Raw genomic sequence first — 14,557 nt, 5'->3', positions numbered from 1 at the left:
AATTAAATAAATTTTAGAAAACATCAACGATAACCGCATGCACTATAATAATAGTAGCCGCGAGGATTACCAAACTTAATAAAATTTTTCCACCCGCTACTTGATAAGGAAAAGTATTCTGTTGACGATAACGCCCTGACCAAGCCATGAGTGCCGGAAGTAAAGCTAACAAACTAGCACACCAAATACCAGCATAATTTAATGCGGTCATAAATGCGCCGGGAAAGAATAAAACAATGATTAAGGGCGGAAGAAAGGTAAGTAGCGTTGTTATGCTTTCACCTTTTTTTGTTTTGTTTAATGCAAAGCCGTCTTTTAAAAAATCAGCTAGGCTGAGCCCTACGCCTAAAAAAGAAGTGGCAAGGCAAATGGATGTAAATCCCCAGGCGAGTCCGGTAATGAGATTTTTACCGAGTAATGTGCTGAGTGTATTTGTTAATTCACTGGTAGGTTGTTTAGCATGCGCAATGTGCACAAGACCTAAATCACCACCAAGCGGTATGATGCCCATAATGGCCGCATTCCATAAAATATAACAAATGAGCGGGATGAGACTGCCAAAAATAATGACGCGACGTAGTTGTTGTACATCACTGTGAAAATAACTTCGCAAGCTAGGAATGATTGCGGCAAAACCAAACGAAGTGATCATAATGGTAAGGCTGCTTGGTAAGTAATGAAATTGCCCTTGATGTAACTGTTTTGATGAAAGAAAAGGAAAAATTAATACAATCAGCAGGATATAAATAAGTAGTTTGCCACCCATTAATGCACGATTGAAGGTATCGACGGATCGTATCCCTTTATAGACAATGAAGCCCAAAGCGAGAACAAATAAAATGGTCATCGACTTGAGTGAAAAATGTAGGTTTGCTTTTTGAAATAAACCCTGTAAGAAATCTGAACCGCCCGCGATATAAGCAGCAAGCAAAGAATACAATAATAATAAATAACATAACCACGTCACTATTTCACCGGCTCGTCCTAAGGTAGCACGTGCCATAGAGACTAAATGACTATTAGCAGGAAACCAAAGATTGACTTCTAATATCAGTAAACCACCCGCGAGCATAACGGCCCAGCAGCCGATTAAAAATAATGTGGAGTTAATAAAGCCAGATTGTGCCGTAGCCAGAGGTAATGCCAGCATGCCACCGCCGATGGCGTTGCCGGTAATCATGAGAATGCCGCCGATTTGTTTAGTATTCATTTTTTTCCAGTTAATAACAGGTTAAATTAGACTTAACGCAATAAGAAAAAAGGAAGTCATTAATAAAATAGTTAATAAATATTTACCACCACTTACCTGATAACCCGATGCACATTTTTTTATATAGCGTCCGCTCCAAGCCATCATAGCGGGGAGCGCTATTAATAGGATGGCGCAAAGTACGCCCGCATAGGATAGGGCTTTAATAAATGCATTAGGGTAGTGATAAGCAATAATTAAGGGCGGTGTAAAAGTAAGTGCATAAATTATTAATTTATTTAAGTTGGTTTTTTTTATAGCAAACCCATCGCTTAAAAAATCAAAAAGACTTAAAGCGACACCTAAAAAAGAGGTAGCTAGGCAAATGGCGGTAAATGTTTTTGCTAAAAAGTTAATAAGTGGTTTATGCAGTAATTGACTTAATGCATTAATTAAGTCGCTGCTTGAATGGCTTGAGTGAGCCATGACGGTTAAACTAATTGGCCCTTGTGAGGGTACAACACCCATAATGACTAATTCCCACAGAATGTAACAAACCAATGGAATGAAACTGCCAATGAGAATAGCTTTACGTAATTGTGACGCATTATTTTTAAAATAGCTGCGTAGACTAGGGACGATGACCGCAAACCCAAAAGAGGTGATGATAACGGTAATGCTCGCGATAACACCCGGAAGATGATGGAGTTTTCCAGGCGTTAAAAGATAGTCAACCGAAACAAAGGGGAAAATACACAGAACTAATAAACCTGTGGCGGCTAGTTTACTAAACATTAACCCTCTGTTTACATAATCAACAGATCGAATACCTTTATAAACGACGATACTTAATAAAAAAGCAAATAAACCCGTAGCAATTTTACTGCTCAGTTTTATATGAAACCCATTTAAAAAATGCTGTAAAAAATCACCTCCGCCAGAAACATAAGCGGCCAATAAGGCGTACAGTAATAATAAATAACTGACCCAAGCGATCACTTGGCCAAAACGACCTAAGGTTGTTTTGGCCATAGTAATTAAATTACTGTTTACCGGATGCCAGAGGTTAACTTCTAAAAGGAGTAAAGCACTGGCGGTCATAACGGCCCAGCAAATAACTAGGAATATAAGGGCGTTGATAAAGCCTAACTGTGCGGTGGCAATGGGTAAAGCAAGCATTCCACCACCGATGCTGGTACCAATAATGAGTAGAACGCCACCGAGCAATTTATTATTCATAACTTAAACTTTTAGTAAAAAGAGGCTTGGCCAGGGGGTCTTGTTTTAAAACGGCGATGAATCCATAGGTATTGTTCTGGATGGGCACGAACCGCTTCTTCTAATGTTTTATTAAAATAAAGTGTTGCCTCTGTGGGATCAAGTGCAGCAAAACTTTTTAAAATAGGTTTAATCGTAATTTGATAGCCTTTTCCATTGGTAAGACGATGATAAAATAAAGTGACGGCTTGCGCATGGGTTTGCTTGGCATAGCGGCTAGGCGTGGTAATGGTGGCTGTTTCTATATTAAAGAAAGGGGAGAAAATACTGTGTGCAGCGCCATAGTCTTGATCGGCCGCATACCAAATAGCGTTGTTTTTCTTGAGTGCTTTAATAATTTGACGTACGGCGTGTCGATGAATAGGTTGCATCAGCTTAAAATTTCTATGTCGTTTTAATAGCATGTCAATCACTTGATTTTTTTGTTCACGGTAAACGACCGACATGGGAAAAATAGCCGAGAATAAACGTCCGCAAATATCTAATGACGTAAAATGAGCGCTTAAAATGATGACGCCTTGTTTTTTTGCAATGGCGTCATGTAAATGTTCTAAACCTTCTACATGCAGCAGTGGTGCTAATTTGTGGGGTGCTACCCACCATGCCATGGCTGATTCAATGAGGCCCATGCCGAGCGACTCAAAATGTTTATGCAGCAGCTGTTCTCGTTCCGGCGCGGATAATTTTGGAAAACAAAGCGCAAGATTAATACGGGCAATACGTCTAAAGCGTTTGAGCGGATAAAATGCCGCACGACCTAAATATTTTCCAATCGTTAATTGTGTTTTATAAGGGAGTTTACTTATTGCATATAAAATACCCAATCCCAGCCAAGTGAGCCAATAACGGGGATGTAGCAGATTAAAGTGTTCGGTTTTCATTTGATAATAATAATCGAGCGACGGGTTGTTTGTTTATTATGTGCTGCGCGATGATTTCATCGATATCCTGCGGGCTTTTACAATGGTACCAGATAGCTTCGGGGTAAATAACTAACACGGGTCCCAGTTTGCAACGCCCTAAACAACCCGCACCACTCACGCGTATTTTCTTTTGTCCTTTATCATCCAGTTGTTTTATTTTGCTTTTTAAATAGTCTAACAAGGGTTTAGAGCCCCGCTTAGCGCAGCAGTCCTTATTATTGTCGCGTTCGTTGATACAAAGAAAAATATGCTGTTGATAGTAGGACATAAGCGGTCAGCGTGTTAGAAAGTTAAATTTGGTCCTGATGATTATACCGCTCGTACTTGAAGATACGGTAATATTAAATAACGAGCGAGCGGTATATCCGTTTACATGATGGGTAGAAGCAAAGCATCCACTTCGCCATTTAAGGGGAGAATCGCGATTTTCCCCTTAAAAATCCTCATCGCGATGGGTGACACTAAAAGTGTTATAGCTATAAATACTTTTTTTCGGTTAAACTAGTCGTACGTACTTCAGGGAGGAGAACTACCGTGACAAATACCACTCGCTATAGACCTTCTTTGCTTCATCAATTGCATCGTTTGTCTCAAGAATGGGACCAATTATTTGAGCCAAACTATCCTGAGGATAATTCATTAGTGGAGACAAGCCATTGGGCACCCTGTGTTGATATCAAAGAGGAGCCTGAGAGGTTTATACTTTATGCGGATATTCCTGGTGTTGATCCGCATGATATAGAAATCGCCATGGAAAATGGCGTATTAACTATCAAGGGTGAGCGTACCAGTGCGAAAAAAGAAGAAAGAGGCGGTTATACACGCATAGAGCGTTCAACAGGGTCTTTTTATCGTCGTTTTGCCTTGCCAGACACGGCTGACCCAGATAGGGTAACCGCTGAAGGTAAGCATGGGGTATTAGAAGTTATTATTCCTAAACGCGAGAAGATGAAGTCTAAAAAAATTAAAGTAGCAATGAAAAGAGACTAATTTTCTAGTAATTTACTACAGATAGTTTGTAAAGCTGGTACGACCGTTTTTTCAAACCACGGATTTCGTTTTAACCAAATATTATTACGCGGCGATGGATGAGGGAGTGGAAAATACTGAGGTAAGTATTCTGAAAAAAAGGCTACATTATCAGTTAAGGTTTTTTTTCGGCGATCTTTCAGATAATGCTGTTGAGCATATTGACCTATGAGTAGGGTTAATTGAATATGTGGAAGAGCAGCTAGGAGAGGCGTTAACCAATGTCGAGCACATTCTTTTCTAGGCGGGAGATCACCCGATGGACCTGTTCCCGGATAACAAAATCCCATTGGGATGATGGCAATTCTTGATTCATCATAGAATGTTTTCTTATCGCAGTTTAACCACTGACGTAAGCGGTCGCCACTGGGATCATTCCACGGGATGCCTGTTTGATGCACACGGATTCCAGGCGCTTGCCCTACAATGAGTAAACGACTTTGTGATTGTGCCCGTAATATGGGGTTGGGTTTTAGGGGTAAATGTGCGGCACAATGTTGGCATTGACGAATTTGTTCAAGTAGTAATGGTAGTTTATTCATAGCTAGGTAGAAGTTCTGCTTGCCAAAGGGGCCCTACACCCACTAAAGTAAGCCCTAAAATAGGTTGCTTACAGGTAGGATCTATGGAGTATAAAGAATCAGATGTGTTAGTAGAAGAAGATAGCGGTGATGGGCATGATGAAGCCGAGTTATCACCAGATATCTTAGAGATCGAAGATGACGAACTCGATACATGGCCAGAAGAATTAGCGTTAGATGCATTAAATAAAAAATCTAAGATTTCCCCCGTGCGCTTTTCTTTAGAAAAGCGACGCGCTATCGAAGATTATTTAGAGCAACGGCGATTACGCGAAGAGTTCGACTATGAATTTGATTCGGAAGCATCGGAAAGTAATGATGTGACGAAGAGCGAGTAATTATGCACGGTAAGTTTTTGGATTTTGAACAGCCCATCGCAGAACTTGAAGCGAAAATAGAAGAACTGCGTAAATTGGGTAATGATGCCGAAGTCAATGTGAGTGGGGAGATCAAACGCTTAGAACAAAGAAGGGTTGAAGAGATTCAATCTATTTTTAGTTCGCTCAATGCTTGGCAGGTCGTTCAGTTAGCCCGTCATCCGCTACGACCTTATTTCCTTGATTATGTCGATAAGATTTTTACAGAGTTCGATGAATTACATGGCGATAGACAATTTGCCGATGATGAGGCGATTATAGGGGGCTTAGCGCGTTTAGCCGATCAACCGGTTATGCTGATAGGACACCAAAAAGGTCGCGGTACAAAAGAAAAAGTACGGCGTAACTTTGGAATGCCTAGACCCGAAGGTTATCGCAAAGCACTGCGATTAATGGAACTAGCAGAGCGATTTAAATTACCTGTTTTGACATTTGTTGATACGCCCGGTGCTTATCCTGGTATTGATGCGGAAGAGCGTAACCAGAGCGGCGCAATTGCGATTAATTTACAAGCGATGTCTCAGCTTAAAGTGCCTATTATCTCTACCGTCATTGGCGAAGGTGGTTCTGGGGGTGCACTGGCTATCGGCGTTAGTGATCGCGTGCTAATGCTTCAATATAGTGTGTACTCGGTTATCTCTCCGGAAGGTTGTGCTTCTATTCTTTGGAAAAGTGCTGAGAAAGCACCTGAAGCCGCTGCTGCGATGGCAATGACGGCAGAACGTTTGTTAGAGTTAGGCTTAGTTGACCAAGTGATTGAAGAGCCGCTGGGTGGAGCACATAGAGATCCGGATAGTATGATCGATAGCCTAAAAAGAGTGCTCATCCAACAGTGTGAGCAATTACGTGGTTATTCTACGGATAAATTACTGGATCAGCGCTATAAAAAGCTATTAGAAATAGGAACATAGCTAATAAGTTATATGAAGCTTTACAAGCCACGTCAGGCTTTGTATTGTCAGCTCATGTTTAATCCTAAAAAACTCCTTATTTTATTGGGGCAATATCCACAATCCATTTTTTGGGTCGCTTATAGTGGCGGTTTGGATTCACAGGTATTGTTACATGCACTTTCTCAGCTAGTGCCCCCCTCACGTTTGCGCGCTATTCATATTAATCATGGTTGGCATAGCGAGGCGGCGCAATGGGCAGATACGTGTCAACAAACCTGTACCCAGCTGGGCATTCATAGCGAAGTAATTGCAGTTGATGCTCAACCAAAGCAGGGTGAAAGTCCAGAAGCCTATGCACGACAAGCACGCTATGCGGTTATGGCTGAACGATTAGGGAAAGGAGATTGTTTATTAACAGCACATCATCGTGATGATCAGGCTGAAACCTTACTGTTACAGTCATTGCGTGGAGCGGGCCTTCGAGGGCTTGCCAGCATGTCTGAGGCCATGCCGTTTGCAAATGGATTTCTTATTCGACCTTTGCTGAAATTTACGCGTGCAGAATTGCAAGCTTATGCTATAGAACAACAGCTCACGTGGATAGAAGATAGTAGCAATACCGATTTGCGATTTAATCGTAATTTTGTGCGCCATCAGGTATTACCACTCATCCAGCAACGTTGGCCCGAAGCGAGTAAAACCTTAGCACGTGTTGCTGAAAATGCGGCAGAAGCACATCAACTACTTGAAGAACTGGCCTATGAGGATTGGATAAAAGTCCGGGATCCACAATCAAATAATATACTTATTTCCCATTTACTTCATTTGACGCCCGCACGTCGGCGGAATTGTTTACGCTATTGGCTAAAGCAATTACATTTTCCGTTACCTACTCAAATGCAATTACAGCAAATTGAGTTTTTGTTAGAAAGTAAAGGTGATGCAAATCCCCAAGTCAATTGGGGTGGTGTTCAAATTCGTCGTTACCGCGATTTTTTATATCCGATTATATTAAAAGAAAATAAATTACCTCATTTGCCTATTGTCTGGGACCTGCAACAAACGGTGTTACCACTACCACCGTTAGGTTTTTTAATGGCGGAACGAACACAAGGCCAGGGAATTTCTTGTGAGCGTATTAAGACAGAGTCGGTAACGATTAATTTTCGACAAGGCGGAGAGCGGTTTCATGTGCAAGGACGCCTCGGCTCTCATCCCTTAAAAAAGCTTTTTCAAGAATGGGGTGTTCCACCTTGGCAACGTAAAAAAATTCCTTTGATTTATTACCAGGAGCAGCTTATTGCGGTAGCGGATTATGGCGTTAACCCAAGCTATTTGGCTAAGCCCAATGAACAAGGGTATATAATCAGTTTAAAGTCTGAATAGAAAATTTATCCTCATTGCACGCCCTAAAAGTGTGCAATGAGGTTTGCCAGTTTATTGGTGGTCGTCTTTATTTTTGTTAAAAAAGTCGCGAAGTTGTTTTTCCACTTCTTCTTTTTCGACGCCATATCGTTCTTTAATTTTTCCTACAAGTTGATCTTTATTGCCTTTAACTTGTTGCCAATCATCATCAGTAAGTTTAGACCATTGTTCGCGTAATTTACCGACCAGTTGTTGCCACTTCCCTTTTAATTCGTCTGCATTCATTGCTATCTCCTTATGTAATATCAATGGGGTTAAAGGATTTATATTCAAGAAGTATGAGCGATATAAACAAAAAACTAGTTAATTTTGTCTGTTCGAGTATAGCGGAAGTTTACTCAGATACAAGTTTGGGAGTTATTCCCGCGAAAGCGGGAATAATAATGATGCATTAATTGCTTGATTTAAGCGGATTTACTTTCGCCTTTTTTTACTTCCAAGAGATGGATAGTAAATAACAGTGTTTGATTGGGTCCAATGGCTTTATCCACACCGTGTTCACCGTAAGCGAGTTGTGGGGGAATAGCAACTTCGAATTCAGCGCCTGGTTTCATCAGTTTTAAAACTTCAGTCCAGCCGGGAATGACATTGTTAATGGGGAAAGTAACGGGATCTTTCGATTTATCAAAAATAGTGCCATCAATAAATTTACCGGTATACATCACTTTTACCATTGAATTATCGCTAGGTGCTTCACCATTACCGGGATTAATAATTTTATATTGAATGCCGCTTTTTGTTGTGATGATGCCGGGCTTTGCTTTATTGGCAGCTAAGAAAGTATCGCCTTGTTGTTTGTTTTTATCGCTGACGGCTTTAAATTCAGTTTCTTTTTTAGCAATCAGTTGTTGTTGAAAGTTTTTCAAAATATCCACCATTTGTGCTTGTGATAATGAAGTTTTTCCTAGGGTTGCATCTTTTAATCCATGAGCGAGTTCAGTAGGATCAATATCGATTCCTTGCTCCTTAAAATTTTCACCCAGGTCGGCGCCAATACTGTAACTGATTTGCGCTTTGCTCGGATTGGATGTGGAGCTGATATGTTGGGTTGTTGCGCCGAGTTGATTAACCGTGGAGGGAGAGGTAGTCTGTGCAGCTAGTGCTGATGAACTAACGATTAAACTAGCCGTTAGGGTAGAAAGGACGGATAATCTTGTCATTGGGTTGTTCCTCTTGGGAATAGCATTAAAAGAACGTTATATTGCCTTTATATGGCTCGTATAGCAAGATTCAATCCTATATACTCTGCGCACTAGGATTTTCTGCGGCGTTCCCGCTCAACTCGCAATCCTCATGTATGTTTTATACATTCCGGTTGCTTCATTTTCGCGGCGCCTTGCCGAAAATCCTATTGCTTTGAGTATACTCTTCGCCGCTCGAATAGCATGGCTGGAAAACAAGCGATAACTAAAAATAAACTATGCAACTTTCTCAAAAATTTGATGTCATTGTAGTGGGTGGTGGCCATGCAGGGACTGAAGCGGCTTTAGCGGCAGCGCGTTTGGGTGCAAAAACCCTGTTATTGACACATAACATCGAAACACTAGGCCAACTTTCCTGCAATCCTTCTATAGGTGGGATTGGTAAGAGTCATTTGGTCAAGGAAATTGATGCACTAGGCGGTGTGATGGCAAGTGCTGCCGATCACGCCGGAATACAATGGCGTACCTTAAATGCTAGTAAAGGCCCTGCTGTACGGGCAACACGGGCACAAGTGGATCGTAATCTCTATAAACAAGCCATTCGTGCGACATTAGAAAACCAAGCAAACCTACTTATTTTCCAACAGGCAGTGGATGATCTGCTATGGGAAGGAAGTTGTATTAAAGGCGTTGTCACACAATCAGGGATTCATTTTCATGCAAAGACGGTGGTATTAACGGCGGGGACTTTTTTAGCCGGTAAAATTCATATTGGGTTGCAACAATCACAAGGTGGGCGTGCTGGAGACCCGGCTGCAATGCATTTAGCAGAGCGGTTGCGTCAATTACCTTTGCGAATTAATCGCTTAAAAACAGGTACCCCGCCGCGTCTCGATGGTCGAACCATTGATTATAAGCAACTATTAGAACAGCCCAGTGACTATCCTTTACCGGTATTTTCTTATTCAGGAAAGGTGGAACAGCACCCTACGCAGATTAGTTGTTTTATTACGCATACCAATGAAACAACGCATGCAATTATTCGTTCAGGCTTAGATCGTTCGCCTATTTATAGTGGCGTGATCGATGGAATAGGGCCGCGTTATTGTCCATCGATAGAAGATAAAGTCGTGAGATTTGCTGATAAAACAGCGCATCAAATTTTTCTTGAGCCGGAAGGGCTTAATACGCATGAAGTGTATCCGAATGGTATCTCAACGAGTTTACCTTTTGAAGTTCAAGTCGAATTAGTACGTAGTATTAAAGGCTTAGAACAAGTACATATAACCCGTCCAGGTTATGCCATCGAATATGATTTTTTTGATCCGCGTGATTTATTTCCTTCATTAGAATCGCGCATCCTAGAAAATTTATTTTTTGCAGGTCAAATTAATGGAACTACCGGTTACGAAGAAGCGGCCGCGCAGGGGTTAATTGCAGGCTTAAATGCGGCGCGAAAAGCGCAAGAAAAATCAGCATGGTCACCACGGCGTGACGAAGCCTATATAGGGGTTTTAATTGATGATTTAATTACACAAGGCACGTTAGAACCTTATCGTATGTTTACCAGCCGTGCCGAGTATCGTTTATTGCTTCGAGAAGATAATGCTGATCTACGCTTAAGCGAATCAGCGTATCAGTTAGGCTTAATTGACGAACATCGCTGGAAAATTGTTTGTAATAAACGAGATAGCATAGAGCAAGAGCAACAACGTCTGCAGAATCTTTCTGTCAAACCAGAAACATCAGTGAGTGCGGCGATAGAAGTATATTTACAGCAGCCTTTAGCTCGAGACTATCGTGTTTCTGAATTACTGATACGACCTGAATTAAATTATAGTAACTTAATGAACATAGAAGGCTTAGGTCCAGGTGTTTTAGATGTTGCCGTGAGTGAACAAGTTGAAATTCAAGCAAAATATCAAGGCTATATTGACCGGCAACATAATGAAATTCAACGACAAGCACGCTATGAAGCGATTTCATTACCTATGGATTTAGATTACTACACCGTTAAAGGGCTTTCTAATGAAGTACGGGAAAAATTAATTCAACATAAACCATTAACTTTAGGCCAGGCATCGCGCATTTCAGGTGTAACTCCGGCAGCTATATCTTTACTCCGAGTACATTTGAAAAAACGTCAGTCTGGTATAGCTAGCTAAAAAGAATGTCTACTTCTGAAATTTTTAATTTTTCTATTCCGGAAAAATCCGGTCAGCGTTTGCGTTTAGGCAATCTACAGCAAGATAGTATGGCGTTGGTTTTAAGCGAGATTGCCAACAAACAAGACGGCGTTATTTTAACAATAACGCCTGACACGCATACCGCAAATCGTTTAGAAGCTGCATTGCAGTTTTTTTCACCCGGGTTAACGGTACTTAATTTTCCTGATTGGGAAACTTTGCCTTATGACCATTTCTCACCGCACCAAGATATTATTTCACAGCGTTTATTGACTTTAACTCAGCTTCCTTATGTAACACGCGGAATTTTATTAGTTCCGATTACGACGTTGCTGCAACGGCTGCCTCCGCTAAGTTATATTCAATCTACGGGTTTAATGATTCAATGCGGCGAAAAAAGACGCATTGATGAAATGCGCCAAGGGTTGCAAAAGGCGGGTTACCATAGCGTTTCGCAAGTGTTAACCCGCGGAGAATTCGCGGTACGCGGATCTATTTTAGATATTTTTCCCATGGGTAGTGATAGCCCTTATCGTATTGATTTTCTTGATGATGAAGTCGATAGTATTCGTGAATTTGATCCGGATACACAGCGTTCTACAGAAAAGCTAGAAAAAATTGATCTATTACCGGCTAGAGAGTTTCCTTTATCCGAAGCAGCCATTCGTCAGTTTAGACAGCAATGGCGTGAAAACTTCATAGGGAATCCCTTAAATTGCCCGCTTTACGAAGCCGTTAGCCAAGCTTATGTGCCAGCAGGGATTGAATATTATCTCCCTTTATTTTTTTCACAAACACAGTTGTTGCTAGATTATTTGCCTAGCAAGGCATTAATTATAGAAATAAATGATATTCAGCAGCCAGCACAGCATTTTTGCCAAGAAGTTAAGGAGCGCTATGAGCAGCTGCGGCATGATGTAGAGCGCCCTATACTGGCACCGGCACAATTATATGTTGCGAGCGATGAGTTGTTTGCCGCGCTTAAACAGTTCCCGCGCATTGCGTTACAACAAAAATCTTTAGGAGAGGAGTCTGAGCCGTATAATTTTCCAGTAAACGTGTTTCCAAATATTACGATTGATCACAAGTTAGAACAGCCTAGCAATCGTTTACAGCTTTTTTAAAAAGAGTTTTTATCAAATGAAAAAGCACGTGTTTTATTTTGTGCCGAAAGTGCAGGGCGTAGAGAGTTGCTACTCGATTTATTAAAAGATTTAGCCATTCAGCCTAAACGTTGTGAAACATGGGATGAGTTTCTACACGCGACTGATCCCGTACATATTGCGATTGCACCTTTAGAAGAAGGTTTTTATTTTTCTCAGCCACCGTTGGTATTAATCACCGAGTCTCAACTATTTGGCCAGCATGTTATACAGCGACAACGAAAAGTAAAAAGTGCGGATAACCAAGCGATTATTCGCAATTTAGCAGAGCTCAGTATAGGAAGTCCCGTTGTTCATATTGATCATGGTATTGGGCGCTATCGTGGTTTAGAACATGTCAAAGTCGGTGATCAAGAAAATGAATTCTTGATTCTTGAATATGCTAATAATACTAAGCTGTATGTGCCTATTGCTTCGCTGGATTTAATTAGTCGCTACAGTGGTGGCGAATCCGAACATGCGCCTTTACATCGTTTGGGTTCGGATCAATGGGAAAAAGCGAAGCGAAAAGCGGCCGAACAGATGCAGGATGTTGCTGCCGATTTACTGGATATTTATGCACGTAGGGAAGCCGAAAAAGGTTATAGTTTTAGCTTTCCCGATGAAAACTATAGGGCTTTTTCAGCGCAATTTCCTTTTACCGAAACGGCTGATCAAACAAAAGCCATTGAACAGGTTATTACGGATATGACTTCCGCAAAGCCCATGGATCGTTTGGTCTGCGGTGATGTAGGTTTTGGTAAGACAGAAGTAGCTATGCGTGCGACCTTTTTAGCCATACAGTCGAATAAACAAGTGATTATCTTGGTTCCTACGACTTTGTTAGCGCAGCAACATTATCAGAATTTTAGCGATCGATTTGCAGAATGGCCAGTACAGATAGAAATGATTTCACGTTTTCGTTCAGCAAAAGAACAAAAAACGATTCAGGAGCGTTTAAAGTTAGGTACGATAGATATTTTGATTGGTACGCATAAATTATTAAGTAAAGAATTAAAATTTACACGATTAGGGTTATTAATTATTGATGAAGAGCATCGTTTTGGTGTACAGCAAAAAGAACGCTTAAAATCCTTACGTGCTGAAGTGGATATTTTAAGTTTAACCGCTACACCGATTCCACGTACCTTAAATATGGCTTTTTCGGGATTACGAGAATTATCGATTATTGCTACGCCACCCGCACGTCGTTTATCCATCAAAACCTTTGTGCAATTGCGTAATGCGCGTTTAATACGTGAAGCTATTTTGCGTGAATTATTACGTGGTGGACAAGTTTATTTCTTACATAATCAGGTACAAAGCATTGAGAAAACGGCTAGAGAGCTAGAAGAGTTAATACCCGAAGCGCGGATTCAAATTGCACACGGGCAATTACGCGAGCGTGAGCTCGAACGTATTATGGCTGATTTTTACCATCAGCGTTTTAATGTATTGGTATGCACGACGATTATTGAAACCGGTATTGATATACCGTCTGCCAATACTATTATTATTGATCGTGCGGATAAGTTTGGTTTAGCACAACTTCACCAATTACGTGGGCGTGTAGGGCGATCGCATCATCAAGCCTATGCTTATTTGATGACGCCACCAAAAGAAATCATGACAGCGGATGCTATCAAACGTTTAGATGCTTTAAGCGCGTTAGAAGATTTAGGCGCAGGGTTTACCTTGGCCACACATGATTTAGAGATTCGTGGTGCAGGCGAATTATTAGGTGAACAACAAAGCGGTAACATACACAGTATAGGATTTTCACTGTATATGGAGCTTTTAGAGCAAACAGTTAAAAGTTTGAAATCCGGTAAACTACCGAGATTGGCGGATATCGTGGCTGATCGCGGAACAGAAATTGATTTACAAATTTCGGCCTTAATTCCTGAGCCTTATTTGCCAGATGTGCATACGCGTTTAGTTCTCTATAAACGGATTGCGAATGCAAAAAATAAGGAAGCGTTAGAGAGTCTGCAGGTAGAAATGATCGATCGTTTCGGGCTATTTCCTAACGCTATAAAAAATTTATTTCAGATAACCGAGTTAAAATTATTAGCGCAATCATTAGGGATTAAAAAAATAAATGCAGGGCCGCAAAGTGGTTTTATTGAGTTTAGTGCAAAGCCGCAAATTAACCCCGCCGTTATTATTCAGCTGGTTCAAAAAAAGCCATCACAATATAAACTGGATGGCTCCTCCCGGTTACGTTTTATTTTTGAGCAAATCAGTGCTGAATCTCGTATTAAAAATATTATTTATTTATTAAATGTTTTTTCTAAAAGTTAATTTTTCTATTAATTAATAGAAGTTATATTAATAATTTTTTAAGTCTCCTTTGCTATAATTCCATCTAAATAATTCAAATGAGATCATA

General features: G+C 40.8%; 12 protein-coding genes and 1 pseudogene. 6 read left to right on the top strand and 7 right to left on the bottom strand.

The genetic code is table 11. From position 1 onward, the window contains the following. Positions 1-13 precede the first annotated feature (13 nt). From DMP02_RS06515 to DMP02_RS06500, 4 genes are read right to left on the bottom strand one after another with little or no spacing between them, the layout of a single operon-like run. Positions 14-1,210, bottom strand: a complete 1,197-nt coding sequence (locus DMP02_RS06515; RefSeq protein ID WP_126323334.1) for an amino acid permease — start codon at positions 1,208-1,210, stop codon at positions 14-16. A 21-nt stretch (positions 1,211-1,231) separates the two neighbouring features. Continuing rightward, a complete protein-coding gene (locus DMP02_RS06510) occupies positions 1,232-2,428 on the bottom strand; it encodes an amino acid permease (RefSeq protein WP_126323333.1) in 1,197 nt (398 codons plus the stop codon). An 11-nt stretch (positions 2,429-2,439) separates the two neighbouring features. Then, a complete protein-coding gene (lpxL, locus tag DMP02_RS06505; RefSeq protein ID WP_126323332.1) occupies positions 2,440-3,348 on the bottom strand; it encodes an LpxL/LpxP family Kdo(2)-lipid IV(A) lauroyl/palmitoleoyl acyltransferase in 909 nt (302 codons plus the stop codon). Further along, on the bottom strand, positions 3,329-3,658 hold the full coding sequence (locus DMP02_RS06500) for a (2Fe-2S) ferredoxin domain-containing protein (RefSeq protein ID WP_126323331.1): 330 nt from the start codon (positions 3,656-3,658) through the stop codon (positions 3,329-3,331). The genes lpxL and DMP02_RS06500 overlap by 20 nt, the downstream gene beginning before the upstream one ends. Positions 3,659-3,924: 266 nt before the next feature. On the opposite strand from DMP02_RS06500, the gene DMP02_RS06495 reads away from it, so the two are divergent. Further along, the gene (locus DMP02_RS06495; protein WP_126323330.1) at positions 3,925-4,380 is read left to right on the top strand and encodes an Hsp20/alpha crystallin family protein; all 456 of its coding nucleotides are present in this window, start codon (positions 3,925-3,927) and stop codon (positions 4,378-4,380) included. Here the strand turns inward: DMP02_RS06495 and DMP02_RS06490 are convergent. Next, a complete protein-coding gene (locus DMP02_RS06490; RefSeq protein WP_126323329.1) occupies positions 4,377-4,961 on the bottom strand; it encodes a uracil-DNA glycosylase family protein in 585 nt (194 codons plus the stop codon). The genes DMP02_RS06495 and DMP02_RS06490 overlap by 4 nt on opposite strands. Before the next feature lie 83 nt (positions 4,962-5,044). Here DMP02_RS06490 and DMP02_RS06485 point away from each other — a divergent pair, with 83 nt between their 5' ends. Genes DMP02_RS06485 through tilS form a run of 3 tightly spaced genes read left to right on the top strand, consistent with a single transcriptional unit; the run spans position 5,045 to position 7,656 of the window. Beyond that, positions 5,045-5,338 carry a PA3496 family putative envelope integrity protein gene (locus DMP02_RS06485; RefSeq protein ID WP_126323328.1) on the top strand — a complete coding sequence of 98 codons (294 nt, stop codon included), beginning with the start codon at positions 5,045-5,047 and terminating at the stop codon, positions 5,336-5,338. A 2-nt stretch (positions 5,339-5,340) separates the two neighbouring features. Further along, positions 5,341-6,288, top strand: a complete 948-nt coding sequence (locus DMP02_RS06480) for an acetyl-CoA carboxylase carboxyltransferase subunit alpha (protein WP_126323327.1) — start codon at positions 5,341-5,343, stop codon at positions 6,286-6,288. 12 nt (positions 6,289-6,300) lie between these two features. Then, positions 6,301-7,656 (top strand): tRNA lysidine(34) synthetase TilS, encoded by a 1,356-nt coding sequence (gene tilS, locus DMP02_RS06475; RefSeq protein ID WP_126323326.1) that lies wholly within the window; start codon positions 6,301-6,303, stop codon positions 7,654-7,656. Between the two features lie 51 nt (positions 7,657-7,707). Here the strand turns inward: tilS and DMP02_RS06470 are convergent, their stop codons facing one another. Both DMP02_RS06470 and DMP02_RS06465 read right to left on the bottom strand, forming a co-directional pair. Then, positions 7,708-7,920: a CsbD family protein gene (locus DMP02_RS06470; protein ID WP_126323325.1), complete on the bottom strand. Its 213-nt coding sequence runs from the start codon at positions 7,918-7,920 to the stop codon at positions 7,708-7,710. 179 nt (positions 7,921-8,099) lie between these two features. Beyond that, the gene (locus tag DMP02_RS06465) at positions 8,100-8,855 is read right to left on the bottom strand and encodes an FKBP-type peptidyl-prolyl cis-trans isomerase N-terminal domain-containing protein (protein WP_126323324.1); all 756 of its coding nucleotides are present in this window, start codon (positions 8,853-8,855) and stop codon (positions 8,100-8,102) included. 260 nt (positions 8,856-9,115) lie between these two features. Between DMP02_RS06465 and mnmG the strand changes: the two genes are divergently transcribed. Together mnmG and mfd are read left to right on the top strand one after the other, a co-directional pair. Further along, on the top strand, positions 9,116-11,002 hold the full coding sequence (gene mnmG, locus DMP02_RS06460) for a tRNA uridine-5-carboxymethylaminomethyl(34) synthesis enzyme MnmG (RefSeq protein WP_126323323.1): 1,887 nt from the start codon (positions 9,116-9,118) through the stop codon (positions 11,000-11,002). A 5-nt stretch (positions 11,003-11,007) separates the two neighbouring features. Then, positions 11,008-14,469: pseudogene (mfd, locus tag DMP02_RS06450) on the top strand (transcription-repair coupling factor). Positions 14,470-14,557 lie beyond the last annotated feature (88 nt).

Origin of the sequence: Candidatus Rickettsiella viridis, from assembly GCF_003966755.1 — a bacterium.
Lineage (GTDB): Bacteria > Pseudomonadota > Gammaproteobacteria > Diplorickettsiales > Diplorickettsiaceae > Rickettsiella_B > Rickettsiella_B viridis.
Note: the sequence above shows the minus strand (reverse complement) of the source record. Positions and strands in the feature narration are given on the sequence as shown.

Bases quoted from the DNA above. Each gene is read 5' to 3' on its own strand.
- DMP02_RS06515 (WP_126323334.1), bottom strand. From the start codon at position 1,210: ATGAATACTAAACAAATCGGCGGCATTCTCATGATTACCGGCAACGCC.
- DMP02_RS06510 (WP_126323333.1), bottom strand. From the start codon at position 2,428: ATGAATAATAAATTGCTCGGTGGCGTTCTACTCATTATTGGTACCAGC.
- lpxL (WP_126323332.1), bottom strand. From the start codon at position 3,348: ATGAAAACCGAACACTTTAATCTGCTACATCCCCGTTATTGGCTCACT.
- DMP02_RS06500 (WP_126323331.1), bottom strand. From the start codon at position 3,658: ATGTCCTACTATCAACAGCATATTTTTCTTTGTATCAACGAACGCGAC.
- DMP02_RS06490 (WP_126323329.1), bottom strand. From the start codon at position 4,961: ATGAATAAACTACCATTACTACTTGAACAAATTCGTCAATGCCAACAT.
- DMP02_RS06485 (WP_126323328.1), top strand. From the start codon at position 5,045: ATGGAGTATAAAGAATCAGATGTGTTAGTAGAAGAAGATAGCGGTGAT.
- DMP02_RS06480 (WP_126323327.1), top strand. From the start codon at position 5,341: ATGCACGGTAAGTTTTTGGATTTTGAACAGCCCATCGCAGAACTTGAA.
- tilS (WP_126323326.1), top strand. From the start codon at position 6,301: ATGAAGCTTTACAAGCCACGTCAGGCTTTGTATTGTCAGCTCATGTTT.
- DMP02_RS06470 (WP_126323325.1), bottom strand. From the start codon at position 7,920: ATGAATGCAGACGAATTAAAAGGGAAGTGGCAACAACTGGTCGGTAAA.
- DMP02_RS06465 (WP_126323324.1), bottom strand. From the start codon at position 8,855: ATGACAAGATTATCCGTCCTTTCTACCCTAACGGCTAGTTTAATCGTT.
- mnmG (WP_126323323.1), top strand. From the start codon at position 9,116: ATGCAACTTTCTCAAAAATTTGATGTCATTGTAGTGGGTGGTGGCCAT.